The sequence below is a fragment of the Achromobacter sp. SLBN-14 genome (assembly GCF_006715415.1).
In the GTDB taxonomy this organism is placed as follows: Bacteria; Pseudomonadota; Gammaproteobacteria; order Burkholderiales; family Burkholderiaceae_B; genus Achromobacter; species Achromobacter mucicolens.
This window is the reverse complement of sequence record NZ_VFNE01000001.1, coordinates 3,096,040-3,109,084: the sequence shown is the minus strand read 5'-3', so window position 1 is coordinate 3,109,084 and position 13,045 is coordinate 3,096,040. Positions and strand designations below refer to the sequence as shown.

The 13,045-nt window shown below is 69.6% G+C and carries 12 protein-coding genes; 10 read left to right on the top strand and 2 right to left on the bottom strand.

Annotated features, from left to right (window positions below; all coding sequences use genetic code 11):
• Nucleotides 1–31: 31 nt before the first annotated feature.
• From FBY20_RS14300 to FBY20_RS14270, 7 genes are read left to right on the top strand one after another with little or no spacing between them, the layout of a single operon-like run.
• Entirely contained in the window at nucleotides 32–802 is a 771-nt protein-coding gene (locus FBY20_RS14300) for an enoyl-CoA hydratase/isomerase family protein (protein WP_142052954.1), read from the top strand.
• Between the two features lie 2 nt (nucleotides 803–804).
• The gene (locus FBY20_RS14295) at nucleotides 805–2,937 is read left to right on the top strand and encodes an acetate--CoA ligase family protein (protein ID WP_142052953.1); all 2,133 of its coding nucleotides are present in this window, start codon (nucleotides 805–807) and stop codon (nucleotides 2,935–2,937) included.
• 8 nt (nucleotides 2,938–2,945) lie between these two features.
• The gene (locus tag FBY20_RS14290; protein ID WP_142052952.1) at nucleotides 2,946–4,151 is read left to right on the top strand and encodes an acyl-CoA dehydrogenase family protein; all 1,206 of its coding nucleotides are present in this window, start codon (nucleotides 2,946–2,948) and stop codon (nucleotides 4,149–4,151) included.
• Nucleotides 4,148–5,092 (top strand): acyl-CoA dehydrogenase family protein, encoded by a 945-nt coding sequence (locus tag FBY20_RS14285; RefSeq protein WP_142052951.1) that lies wholly within the window; start codon nucleotides 4,148–4,150, stop codon nucleotides 5,090–5,092. Before FBY20_RS14290 ends, FBY20_RS14285 begins: the two co-directional genes overlap by 4 nt.
• Nucleotides 5,093–5,101: 9 nt before the next feature.
• The gene (locus FBY20_RS14280) at nucleotides 5,102–5,860 is read left to right on the top strand and encodes an SDR family NAD(P)-dependent oxidoreductase (RefSeq protein ID WP_142052949.1); all 759 of its coding nucleotides are present in this window, start codon (nucleotides 5,102–5,104) and stop codon (nucleotides 5,858–5,860) included.
• Nucleotides 5,860–7,041 (top strand): SDR family NAD(P)-dependent oxidoreductase, encoded by a 1,182-nt coding sequence (locus FBY20_RS14275; protein WP_142052947.1) that lies wholly within the window; start codon nucleotides 5,860–5,862, stop codon nucleotides 7,039–7,041. Before FBY20_RS14280 ends, FBY20_RS14275 begins: the two co-directional genes overlap by 1 nt.
• Complete coding sequence (locus FBY20_RS14270; protein ID WP_056324977.1) at nucleotides 7,029–7,766, top strand: carboxymuconolactone decarboxylase family protein; 738 nt, start codon at nucleotides 7,029–7,031, stop codon at nucleotides 7,764–7,766. The genes FBY20_RS14275 and FBY20_RS14270 overlap by 13 nt, the downstream gene beginning before the upstream one ends.
• Before the next feature lie 17 nt (nucleotides 7,767–7,783).
• Here the strand turns inward: FBY20_RS14270 and FBY20_RS14265 are convergent, their stop codons facing one another.
• Entirely contained in the window at nucleotides 7,784–9,193 is a 1,410-nt protein-coding gene (locus FBY20_RS14265; RefSeq protein ID WP_142052945.1) for an amidase family protein, read from the bottom strand.
• An 83-nt stretch (nucleotides 9,194–9,276) separates the two neighbouring features.
• Nucleotides 9,277–10,254: a tripartite tricarboxylate transporter substrate binding protein gene (locus FBY20_RS14260; protein ID WP_142052943.1), complete on the bottom strand. Its 978-nt coding sequence runs from the start codon at nucleotides 10,252–10,254 to the stop codon at nucleotides 9,277–9,279.
• A gap of 142 nt (nucleotides 10,255–10,396) precedes the next feature.
• On the opposite strand from FBY20_RS14260, the gene FBY20_RS14255 reads away from it, so the two are divergent.
• From FBY20_RS14255 to FBY20_RS14245, 3 genes are all read left to right on the top strand, one after another.
• The gene (locus tag FBY20_RS14255; protein WP_142052941.1) at nucleotides 10,397–11,305 is read left to right on the top strand and encodes a LysR substrate-binding domain-containing protein; all 909 of its coding nucleotides are present in this window, start codon (nucleotides 10,397–10,399) and stop codon (nucleotides 11,303–11,305) included.
• A gap of 85 nt (nucleotides 11,306–11,390) precedes the next feature.
• Nucleotides 11,391–12,023, top strand: coding sequence for a GntR family transcriptional regulator (locus FBY20_RS14250; RefSeq protein ID WP_174245413.1), 633 nt, complete (start codon nucleotides 11,391–11,393; stop codon nucleotides 12,021–12,023).
• Nucleotides 12,024–12,050: 27 nt separating this feature from the next.
• Nucleotides 12,051–13,040: a tripartite tricarboxylate transporter substrate binding protein gene (locus FBY20_RS14245; protein WP_142052937.1), complete on the top strand. Its 990-nt coding sequence runs from the start codon at nucleotides 12,051–12,053 to the stop codon at nucleotides 13,038–13,040.
• Nucleotides 13,041–13,045 lie beyond the last annotated feature (5 nt).

The window sequence follows — 13,045 nt, the reverse complement described above, 5'->3', positions numbered from 1 at the left end:
CTATGTGTTTCCAATCGAGCGAGGTGCGGGCATGAGCGACACCCCCGTCAAGTTCGAAGTCAATGAGGGCGTGGCGCTGGTCACGCTGAACAACGCGCCGGTCAATGCGCTCAATCGCGCCATGCGCCGCCGCATCGTGGCGATCTTCGACGAGATCTCCGAGCGCGACGACATCCGCTGCGCGGTACTGACCGGCAGCGGCACGGTCTTTTGCGCCGGCGCCGACCTGAAGGACCGCCCCAACGCCGACATCGCCGGCGACTTTCTTGAACACAACCGCATCACCCGCGAAACCGGCAACGCCATCAAGGAATGCGCCAAGCCGGTCATCGCCGCCGTCAACGGCGCGGCGCTTGGTGCTGGGCTGGGCCTCATGGCCGCCTGCGACATCATGTATGCGTCCGAGAACGCCACCTTCGGCATGCCCGAAATCAACGTCGGCCTGGCCGGCGGCGCGTCCATGCTGCGCACGCTTTTCGGGCGTTCGACGTTGCGCCGCATGTTCTTTACCGGCCAGCGCCTGACCGCGCACGACCTGCTTCGCCGCAACGTGCTGGAAGACGTGCTGCCTGCGGACCAGCTTCTGCCCGCCGCGCTGACGCTGGCGCACGAAATCGCCGGCAAGGCGCCGCTGGCCGTGCTGTACGCCAAGCGCGCCGCGAACATGGTCGACCTCATGCCGCAGCGCGACGCCTACCGCTTCGAGCAGGACTTCACCATGGCGCTGGCCAAAACGGAAGACGCGCGCGAAGCCCGCATGGCATTCCTGGAAAAGCGCCAGCCGCAATTCAAGGGACGTTGAGCATGGATACGCAGCATCAACGCCCCGGCGCGGGGCTGGCGCCCTTCTTCCAGGCCGCGGGCATCGCCGTCATCGGCGCCTCGGACGACATCACCAAGATCGGCGGCCGTCCCGTCCACATGCTGATCAAGCACGGTTACCGCGGCGCGGTGTACCCCATCAATCCCAAGGGCGGAACCATCCAGGGGCTGCCGGCGTACGCGAGCGTGACGCAGACACCCACGGCGCCCGACTTGGCGATCCTGGCCGTGCCCGCTGCCGCCACGCCCGCCGCGCTGCGCGACTGCGCCGCGCGCGGCGTGAAGGCCGCCATCGTGCTGTCGGCCGGCTTTACGGAGGCCGGCCCCGAAGGCGCCGCGCTGCAGGCCGAACTGGTGGCCATCGCCCGCGAACACGGCATGCGGATCCTGGGCCCCAACTGCCTGGGCACGGTCAATGTGGCCGAGCGCCTGATCGGTTCCTTCTCGATCGCGCTGGAAGAGAACATGCCGCCCGCCGGCCACGTGGGCATCGTGTCGCAGTCGGGCAACGTGGGCAGCCACACCATGCAAAGCGTTGCCCGCCGCGGCATGGGCGTCAGCCGCTTCATCGCGACCGGCAACGAAGCGGATGTGGATGCCGCCGACGGCATCGCCGCGCTGGCCGAAGACGCGGACACGCGCATCATCCTGTGCTGCATGGAGACCTGCCGCGACGCCGGCAAGCTCATCGGTGCGCTGCGCCTGGCGCGCGAGCGCGCCAAGCCCGTCATCATCCTGAAGATTGGTTCCACGGAAAAAGGCCAGGCCGCCGCCGCCTCGCACACCGGCGCCCTCACCGGGTCCGACGCCGTGATCGACGCGGTCTTTCGCCGTCACGGCGTGCTGCGCGTGCGCTCGGTCGAAGCGCTGATCGACATCGGCCACGCCGCCTCGCTGCTCATGCCCCGCCGCCTGCCGGCCAACGATGCGGTGACGCTCGTGGCGGCGTCCGGCGGCTTCGGCATCATGATGGCCGACGCCATGAGCGAGGCGGGCCTGTCCCTGCCCCCGCTCGCGCCCGACACGCAGCGGCGCATCCGGGAAGCCGTGCCCACCGCCAGCACCGGCAATCCGGTGGATGCGTCCGCCCAGATGTCCGCCCGTCCGGACATCCTGCTCAAGATGCTGACCGCCCTGCTGGAGGACCCGTCGGCCGGTTCCGTTGCGCTGTTCATGTCGCTGTCGCTCTACAACGCCCGGCTGCGCGGCATCTACCTGCAAGCGCTGGCCGAGGTGCGCGCCAGCCACCCGGACCGCCTCTTGATGGTCATCAGCCAGGGGCCGGCCGACGCCGTAGAGCAGATCAACGCGCTGGGCATTCCGGTGTTTTCCAGCATCGACGCGGCCGCCACGGGGCTAGCCGGACTGGTGCAGTTGGGCCGCCTGCGCAATTGCATTCCCGATGGCACGGCGCTGCCCGCTTCGGAACCCGTCGACCCGGCCGTGTTCCGCAACGAATTCCACGCCAAGCAGGCGCTGGGCAAAGCCGGCATCGATGTGCCGCGCGAGATCATCGCCCGCGATGCCGACGAGGCCGTGCGCGCGGCCGGCGCCATCGGCTATCCCGTGGTGCTGAAGATCGCCTCCGAGGACGTCGCGCACAAGACAGAAGCCGGCGGCGTGCTGCTCGACCTGGCCGATGCCGGCGCCGTGCGTCAGGGCTACGCGCAAATCCTGGCCAATGTGGCGCGGCACGCGCCGGCCGCGCGCATCGACGGCGTGCTGGTCGCGCCGATGGTCGCGGGCGGCACCGAACTGATCGCCGGGGTATCGCAGGATCCCGTCTTCGGTCCCATCGTGATGGTGGGCATGGGCGGCATCTACGCCGAAGTGTTGAAGGACGTCGCCGTGCAGGCCGCGCCCGTCAGCGAGGACGAAGCCGCCGAGATGATCCGGTCGCTCAAGATGTTTCCCATCCTGGATGGCGCACGCGGGCGGCCCAAGGCCGACATCGCCGCCGCCGCGCGCAGCGTGGCGCGCCTGTCCGAATTCGCGTACCGCCACCGCGCGGACGTGTCCGAAATAGACATGAACCCCATTCTGGTGCGGCCGCAGGGCCAAGGCGTCGTCGTCCTGGACGCGCTGATGATTCCGCGCGCCGCCCCCGCCCACTGAGGACAGCCATGCAATTCGAACAACACGCCGCGGTCCCGGATCCTGCCGCGGGCCCCGAGGTCTACCGCCAGCACGCGCGCACCTGGCTGCGCGCCAACCTGCCCGGCTTCATGCGCGCCGACAGCCTGGACTGGCGCGCGCCCTCGCTCGCCGAGAGCAGCGCCTGGGAGGCCGCGATGTATCAGGCGGGGCTTGCCGGCATGACGTGGCCCAAGGCCTACGGCGGCCACGGCCTGACGCTGCGCGAGCATCTGGCGGTGAACAAGGAGATTGGCGCACTGCCCATGCCCGAGAGCGTCAGTTCCATCGGCAAGGAACTGGCCGGCCCCATCATCATGGCCGTGGGCACCGAACAGCAGAAGCAGGACTTCCTGCCCACGATCCTGGCGATGCGCCAGTACTGGTGCCAGGGGTTTTCGGAGCCGGACGCGGGTTCGGACCTGGCCCGCCTGCGCACCAAGGCCGAACAGCAGGGCGACACGTGGCGCATCAACGGCCAGAAAATCTGGACCAGCGGCGCGGCCAAGGCGCATTACTGCCTGCTGCTGACGCGCACCGGCACCGTGGCCGACAAGCATCGCGGCCTGCTGATGTTCGCGGTCCCGATGGACACGCCGGGCATCCGCGTCGTCCCCATCAAATCCATCGACGGCAAGGAGTCCTTTGCCGAGGTGTTCTTCGATGACGTGGTGGTGCCGGACAGCGCACGCCTGGGCGCCCCGGACGAAGGCTGGAACGCCGCCATCCGGGTGCTGTCCATCGAGCGCGCCACCAACCGCATGTACCGCCCGTGGCGCTTCGAATGCGAACTGCGCCAGCTCATCGCCGCCTGCAAATCCGATGCGCAACTGGCCCCCGCGCTTGACGACGGCTACGTGCAGCGCCGCGTCGGCGACCTGGTCTGCGAGATCGACGGCTTGAAGGGCCTGGTCGAACTGACCGTGGCGCGCATGCTGCGTGGCGAGACCATCGGCGCGCGCGGTTCGCTCACCAAACTGTATTGGTCGGAATGCCATCAGGCGTTCGCCGGTCTGGCGCTGTCGCTGCTGTCGCAAGTGGGGCCGCATTCCAGCGCCCTGGCGCGCCGCGCCCAGAAAGCCTTCACCACCGCCTACCTGTTCTCGCGCGCCGAGACGATCTACGCCGGCACCACCGAAGTGCAGCTCGACGTCATCGCCCAGCGCGTCATGAATCTGCCCAAGGACCTGACATGAGCCACGAAGAACTGCGTCCCGAGGAGTTCGCGCAGGCCGCCGACGCCGCGATCACCGATGCCCTGACCCGCCAGGATCCCCGCGCCATGGCGCAGGTGCTGGCGCAAGCAGGGCTGTGCGGGGTCATGGCCGCCGAAGACGACGGCGGACTGGGCCTCCCGCTCGAATTCGCGCTGCCGATCGCGCATGCGGCCGGCCGTCTGCGTCTGCCCTTGCCGCTTCCCGAACAGATCCTGCTTGCGGGCGCGCTGGCCGGCACGCCGCAGGCCGCGGCCCTGGCCGCCGGCGAATGCCTGGCCGGCATCGCCTGGCATGGCAGCCTGCAGGCCGGTTACGCGCGACTGGATCAGGGCCCCGCCGACTGGGTGCTGGTGGCCGACGGCGCGGGCGCGGCCCTTGTCGATGCCACGGCATTGCCGCGCGACGACCAGGCAGCGCTGGATCCCGATCATCCGCAAACCTGGATCGCGCTCGCGGACGCGCCGGTGCTTGCGCGGCTGGACGAAGCCGCATGGGCAGCGCTGCGCCGCCAGGCGCACCTGCTGCTGGCGGAGTTCGCCAACGGCGCCGCCGAAGGCGCGCTGCAAGCGGCGGCCGATTACATGGCCACCCGCGTGCAGTTCGGCCGCCCGCTGTCGGCCAAGCAGGCCGTGCGCCACTTGCTGGCCCGCATGCGGCTGCTGCAGGACGTCTCCAGCGCCGCGATACGGCGGGCTGCGCACGCCGACGAATACGGCGCGCCGCGCGACACGCGGCCCGCGCTGGCTGGCGCGCTTGCCAACGCGGCCTTCGTCATCGAAAAGGCCATCCACCTGCACGGCGGCATGGGCTTCACGTGGGAACTGCCCCTGCATCGCGCGCTGCGCGCGGTGCGCAAGCTGGACGCCGCGTTTGCAGGGCTGTCGCGCGGCGCCGGCCACGCATTCATTCAATCGGTATAGGAAGCAAACATGGCACAAGATCTCGCCGGGCGCGTCGCGCTCGTCACTGGCGCGGGCGCCGGCATCGGCAGGGCCACCGCCCGCCTGCTCGCCGCGCGCGGCGCCACGGTCGGCGTCAACGACCTCAAGCAGGAACTGGTGGATGAGGCCGTGGCCGGCATCGTGGCCGAAGGCGGCAACGCCTTTCCCGTGGTGCAGAACGTCGCCACGCGCGAAGGCATCGGCGCAGCCGTCCGGCAGGCCGCCGAGCATGGCTCGCGGCTGGATATCCTGGTCAACAACGCCGCCTGGGTGCGCTACCAGAGCGTGCCCGACATTCAGCCCGACACGCTGGAGCGCATGCTGGACATCGGCTTCAAGGCCGTCATCTGGGGCATTCAGGCGGCGGCCGAGGTCATGGACCCCGAGCGCGGCGGCGCCATCGTCAACGTCGCATCCACCGCCGCGCTCAAGTCCGCACCCAATTCCATCGTGTATTCGGGCATCAAGTCTGGCGTGCTGGGCGTGACGCGCGCGGCGGCCGCCGAACTCGGTGCGCGCCGGATCCGGGTCAACGCCGTCTGCCCGTCGGCGGTGCCCACGGAAGGCACGCAGCGCAACCGCAACGCCGAACGCGACGCGCGCCGCGTCGCCAGCACGCCGATGGGCCGCCTGGGCACGGTGGACGATATCGCCGAGGCCATCGTGTTTCTTGCCAGCGACGAGGCCCGCTTCATCACGGCGCAGGCGCTGGTGGTGGACGGCGGCATCACGTTCACGACCCTTTGATGGACACCATCCTGCTCACGGGCGCGGCCAGCGGCATTGGCCGTGCGGCGGCCCGCCGGCTCGCGGCCGCGGGCCATCGCTGCGTCCTGGTCGACCGCAATGCGCCGGCGCTGCAGGCGCTGCGGGCCGAGCTGCCCGCGCCCGCCGATGGAGAGCATCTTGCACGCGTCACCGACCTGACCGACGCGTCGCAGATTGCCTCCCTGGCGGACGGCATGCCGCGCCTGGAAGCGCTCATCAACAACGCCGGGATGACCGACAGCAGCAATAGACCCACCGTCGACCAGGCCGCCGGCGACTGGCAACGGCTGCTCGACCTGAACCTGCGCGCGCCGGCCCGTCTGGTGAGCGCCCTGCGCGGCCGCCTCGTCGACGGCGCGCGCGTCGTCAATGTGGCTTCCGGCGCGGGACTGCGCGCCATCCCGTGGCGCGGCGGCTACAGCCCCAGCAAGGCCGGGCTGATCGCGCAGAGCCGTGCGCTGGCCCAGTCCGATCCGGGCCTTCGCGTCACCGTGCTCTGCCCCGGTTACGTGCAGACGGAACTGGTGGCGGGCCTGATCGCCTCGGGCCGCCTGGACCCCGAACGCGCCGTGGCCAAGATCCCGCTGGGCCGGTTGGCCGATCCTGACGAGATCGCATGCGCCCTCGCCTTCCTGGCCAGCACGCACGCGGCCCCGCTTGCCGGCGGACTCGTGTGCATGGATGGCGGTTCGTCGGTGTACGGCGGAAGCCAGACCTATGCCCCTGCCGCCGGACTCGGACGCGTTCCGGCGGATGCGCCCCTATCGCTCACCGTTCGCGGCGACTGGCCGCCGCTGCCCGGTGAATCCGCTGGCGACGGCTACCCCGCGGTGCTGGACGCAACGGTGCTGGCCAGCGCACCGGGGCAACGGCTGACCGCAGCATTGCAGGCCGCGCAGCGCTTTACCGCTGACGGCCCCGCCAGCCTGACGCTTTTGCTGCCCGATGACGACGGCCTGGAATGGGAACATGCGGGCGATCACGCGGCCGCGCGCATGCTGATCGCCTCGCTGGCCTGCGAATGGGGACCGGCGGCGCGCCGCATTAATGCCGTGCAGGTCGCGCACGGCACGGCGCCCGAGGCGCTGGCGCCCCTGCTGCGCTTTGTGGCCGGCGCGCAGGCCCAATATCTGACGGGGCAAGTGCTATGCAGCCGCTGACCGGCCTGGACGAGATCAAGGCCCGCTTCATCGCCGCGCGCGGCTATTGGCGTCCGTGGACAGACGCGATGCTGCACGCCAATCCGGGCTTTCTGGCGCACTACGCCGACTACGCGGGACACCCGGCCAAGACGGGACCGCTGGCACCCCGCATGGTCGAGCTGATCTACGTGGCGCTCGATGCGTCGGCCACGCATCTTTTCGAGCCGGGCCTGACCACCCATCTGCGCATGGCGCGCGAGGCCGGCGCCACCGATGCCGACGTGTTCGACGTGCTGCACCTTGTCACGATGCAGGGCCTGAGCGCGGTGCTGCAAGCCGCCGACCTGCTGCACGAGGCCGCGCCCCAACCGGCGCTGAATCCGGACGATGCCCTGCGCGCCCGCATCGCCGCGCTGTGGCCGGAACAGGCGGGTAGCCTGCTGCGGCTGGCGGCGATGGACCCGGGCTATGTCGCTGTCCTGCTCGACTTTCTGGAACATGGCGCGCCTGCCGGTGGTTTGACCCGCGCGGAGCGCTTGCTGGTGCGGGTCGCCCTGCACGCCTGCTTCACGCAGGGCGACATGGACACCACGCGTGCGTTGGTCCACGAGGGATTGGCGCAAGGGGTGACGCGCCAAGCCCTGTTGCAGGCCATCCAGTTGGGCGCGCATCTGGCCGTCCACGGCGCGGCGCTGGGCGCCGCCGTCCATGCGCGGTTGAAGGATTCAGGCGCTTCGGGTTAGGTCCGCAAGGGACGCCGTCAGATGCCAAGCCGTTCCAGCACTGACCAGCCGGCCCGCGCCTCGATGACCTCCCCGGCCGCCAGGCACAGGTCTTCGCGGAACCGCCCGGCCACCAACTGCACGCCGACAGGCACACCGTGCGCCAACCCCACCGGCACCGACAGCCCCGGCAGTCCCAGAATCGCCGTCGAGACCAAAGGACTCTGCGCCCGCAGGATGTCCGCCATCACGTCGGCGCCCTGCTGATCCCGATCCACCGGGAAAGGGAGCGCGAACGACACCGGCATTAGCAGAACCGGATAGCGTTCAAAGAAGCGGCCCCATTCGCGCAGCATCGTCGTGCGCATCGCCATGGCTTGAACGAAGCCGTCCTTGTCCCGGCGCGGCGTGTGCGCCAGCATGCTTCGGTACGCGTTCTGGATGGCGCGATCGCCCGCGCGTTCGATCTCGCGCTGCATGGACCCGGCGGCTTCGTTCATCAGCACGTCCAGCCACAGCGCGGCCGCGGCGTCGAACTGCGGCGGCTCGGCGGCCTCGACGATGTAGCCCGCGTCCTGCAACCAGCCGGCGGCACGTTGCAGCGCGTCGGCCACTGCGGCGTCGGCCTTGTGCTGCGCCGTGCCCGCGAACAGCGCGACGCGACGGTTGCCTGGCAAATCGGGAAACGCCAGCGGCGCAGGCACCCACCAAGGATCGCGCGCGTCGCCACCCGACATCGCCGCCACTCCCAAGCGCAGATCGGCGACGGTACGCGCCAAAGGCCCTTGCGTGGCCGCCATCTGCGATACCACCGGGCGCTCCGAGCGCTGCGTGGCGTTGTAGCCCGGCACCCGGCCCTGCGAGGGCCGCAGCCCCGCAACGCCGCAGCAATACGCGGGATAGCGGATCGAGCCGCCCTGATCGCTGCCATGCGCAAGCGGCCCGACGCCCAGCGCCGCCGCCACCGCCGCGCCGCCGCTTGAGCCGCCCGGTGTGCGCGCCACATCGAACGGATTGACGGTGCGGCCGTGCAGATCGTTGTCGCTGAACCAGCGCCACGAAAACGCCGGGACATTCGTGCGTCCGATGACAACCGCGCCCGCGCGGAGCCAGTTGTCGACCGCCGGATTGTTCTCCTGCGCGATGAGGTTCCGATAGGCCGTCACGCCGTTGGTCGTGGCGGTGCCAGCCAGATCCGCGTTGGCCTTGATCGTGACCGGCACGCCATGCAGCGCGCCCAATGCCTGCTTGCTGCGCACCGCCGCGTCGGCGGCATCCGCGGCGCGCAGCGCCTGTTCCGCATACGTCTCCGTCAGCGGATTGAAGGCGGCATTGACCGCGTCGGCGCGGTCCAGGCAGCTCTGCACGGCTTCTCGGCTGGATACTTCTCCGTTGCGGATGGCACGGGCCAGGTCGAGCGCGTTCCAGCGCCACAGTGCGTTCGTCATGTTGTCTCCCTATTCTGATAACCCTGTTCTGCGCGGACCGCGCCGGCGCACGCGCGCTGCAAAGCCCGTTCCGCGCCGACCGTTCAGTCCGCCGACGCGCCGGACTGCTTGACCATCGCCGCCCAGCGCGGAATCTCCGCAGCGATGAGGCTGGCGAACTGCTCGGGCGTGGACGGCGTGGCATCGACCGACAGCGTCTCGTTCTGCTTCTGCACCGCGGGGTCTTGCAACGCCTTGGCAATGGCGGCGTTCAGCTTGGCGATCACCGGCGCCGGGGTGCCCGCCGGCGTCACGATGCCGCCCCACGACACGACCTCAAATCCCTTCAAGCCCGATTCGTCCAGCGTCGGCACATCCGGCAGCACCGGCACGCGCGTCAGGCTGGTGGCGCCCAGCACCTTGACCTGGCCCGCGCGGATGAAAGGCAGCACGCCCGCCACGTTGTCGATCATCACGTCAAGCTGTCCGCCGGCCAGATCCACCACGGCCTGCTGGCCGCTCTTGTACGGCACATGCAACATGGTGGTGCCGGTTTCGCTCTTGAGCATCTCTCCCGCCAAATGCGCGCTGGATCCGACGCCCAGCGATCCCACGCTGACCTTGCCCGGATGCTGCTTCGCGTACGCGGCCAGCTCCTGCACGTTGCTGGCCGGCAGGCCGTTGCGCGCGATCAGCACCAGCGCATTGCTGATGGCCAGGCTGACGGGCGCCAGGCTGCGTTGCGGGTCGTAGGGCAGCTTGGCGTACATGCTCTTGTTGATCGCCAGCGTGACGATATTGCCGAAGCCGATGGTGTAGCCATCGGGCGCGGCCGACGCCAGCGCCTGCGTGCCGACGATGCCGCCCGCGCCGCCCCGGTTCTCCACGATGACCGGCTGCCCCAGCTCGCGGCCGAGCGCGTCGGCGATCGGGCGCAGCACCACATCCGGGCCCGACCCCGCGGCATACGGGACGATGAGCTTGATCGGCCGCTGCGGCCAGTCGGCGCGGGCCGCGCTGGCGCCGGTGGCGGCCACGAGGACAAGAAACAAGGAAACGGCACGGCGGGCAAAGATCGGCATGGCATTCTCCTGAAGCGCTTTTCGGGCCAGGCCATCGGTCTTTCCGGGCCTGATCGACGATCAGCTTAGGGATGGTCCGCGCTGCGTGTAAGGCTATATTTTTGTTAAGGTGACCACCCCAGGTTGTCAGGGGCACATCGCCGTGAAAGACCATCAATTGCGCGCGTGGCTGAAAGTGGCCGAACTGCGCAGCATCCGCGCCGCGGCGCGCAGCCTGCACCTGAGCCAGGCCGCCGTGACCAAGGCCATCAAGGAACTCGAAACCGAACTGGACGCGCCGCTCCTGACGCGCAGCCCCAAGGGCATCGCCGTCACGGAATGCGGCGAGCACCTCACGGTTCGGGCTCGCCTGGCGCAGGCGCAACTCGCGCTGGCCCGCCAGGACATCCGCCAGCTGCTCAGCGGCGCGCAGGCGCGCGTGGCGGTCGGCGTGACGCCCATGGTGATGATGAGCGTGCTGCCCGACGTGCTGGCCGAGTTCCGCGCCAGCATGCCGGCCGCCAAGGTCAAGGTCTCCGAGGGATTGCTCCCCTCGGTGCTACCCGCGCTGCGCAACGGCGCGCTGGATTTCGCGCTGGCCTCGCGCATGAACGACGGCGCCGGCGGGCAGGAATTCGACTTCGAGGAACTGCGGCCGCTGGAATTCATGATCGCGTGCCGCAAGGGTCATCCGCTGGCGCGCGCACGGCGTTGGGACGACATCCGCGGGTGCGAATGGCTGCTCAACGTATCGCCCGGCAGCCACACCGAAGCCTTTCTGCGCGGGCTGCGCGCGCACCGCCTGCCCGAACCCGAGCGGGTCATCGAGTGCGACACCTTCGGCGTCATGTGGAACCTGATGACCCGCAGCGACGCGCTCATCCTCTGCCCGTCCGGCATGCTGGACATCAAGCCCTACGGCGACGAGGCCCGGCGCATCCGCGCCGACGTGCCCATGCCGGTGGCCGGCATCGGCATCATGACGCTGCAGGGCACGCCGCTGTCGCTGGCGGCGGCCACCATGGCGGACCTGTTCCGGCGTCACGTATCGCGCGCACCGCTGGGCGGATAAGGCGGCCAAGCATCTATTTTCAGGGGCCGGATTGTCGACCGATTTTTTGTATGCAAAAATATACAAAAAACGCATCGAGACAGCCTTGCCCATTCCCAAGAGCAATTCGCAGGCCTTCGCGGCCTACAACGAGATCAAGCGCCGCATCCTGGCCGGCATGTTCACGCCCAGCCACCGGCTGCGCGAAGTGGAAGTCGCCGACCAGCTCGACATGGGCCGCACCCCCGTGCGCGAAGCGCTCAAGCGCATCCAGGACGAAGGCCTCATCACGCACGAGCCCGGCCGCGGACTGGTCGTCACCACGATGGACCAGCAGGAAGTCGGGGAGCTCTACTCCATGCGCGAAGTGCTGGAGGGCGCTGCCGCCGCCTTCGCCGCGCGCCATGCCACGGACGCCGAAGTCGCCAACATGCAGGCCATCCTGGACGAAGGCGACGGCGGCGACCCCGTCGCCCAGAACCTGCGCTTTCACCAGGCCATCTACAGCGCCGCGCACAACCGCTACCTGATCCGCTCGCTGCATTCGCTGACCGAGACCACCTACCTGCTGGGACGCAGCACGCTCAGCTCATCGGAGCGGGCCGGCCGCTCCAACCAGGAACACCAGGCCATCGTCGACGCCATCCGCGCCCGCGATGTTCAAGGCGCGCAAGACGCCGCGCAGCACCACATTCACCAGGCCCTGCTGGAACGCCTAAAGATGCTGCGCCAGGGATAAGCGCGGCCATCGATCGGAGACAAGTCGATGAAGCAGTTCAACGTATCCCCGCAGCGGCTGCTGGCGGGGCTGGCCCTTCTGCTGCCCGCGCTTTGCGCGCCGGTGGCAGCGTCCGCCGATTCCTACCCCACCCGACCCATCACGTTGGTGGTGCCGTTTGCGGCGGGCGGCGGCACCGACAGCATTGCGCGCGACATGGCGCGCACGCTGGCCGACAAGCTGGGCCAGTCCGTGGTCGTGGAAAACCGCGGCGGCGGCGGCGGATCCATCGGCGCCGCGCTGGTCGCCAATGCGCGGCCCGACGGCTACACGCTGCTTTTTGCGACGTCCACCTTCGTCACCAACGCCGCCGCCGGCATCAGCACCACCTATGACGTGCGCAAGTCCTTCGCGCCCATCGCGATGCTGGGCCGCGGCCCGCTCTTCGTGGTGACGGCCAAGGACCTGAAGCTGACCTCCATCGCCGACCTGCGACAGCTCGCGGCCAAGCCAGGCGCGGACCTGAACTTCTCCTCGGCCGGCAACGGCAGCATCAACCATCTGGCCGGCGAACTGTTCAAGCAGAAGACCAACGCCGCCATGACGCACGTGCCCTACAAGGGCAGCGGGCCGGCCACCGTCGATCTGCTGGCCGGACGCGTTCAGGTGTTTTTCGCCACCGTGCCCACCATCCTGTCGCAAGTGCGCGACCAGCGCGTGGACCTGCTGGCCGTAACGGGCAAGACGCGCTCGCCGCTGTTCCCCGACACGCCCACCGTGGCCGAGGCAGGCGTTGCCGACTTCGACATCACGACGTGGTGGGGCGTGCTGGCGCCGGCCGGCACGCCGCCCGAGGTCGTCGGCAGGCTGAACCAGGCCATCAACGACGCCGCCGCCGACAAGCTGGTCGCCGACCGCCTGAAGCATGAAGGCGCCCAGGCCATCAGCGGATCGCCCGACGACTTCGGCAAGGCCCTGGCCGCCGAACTGGAGATGTGGCAAGGCGTGGTCAAGAAGTCCGGCATGAAGCTGGACTGACCGGC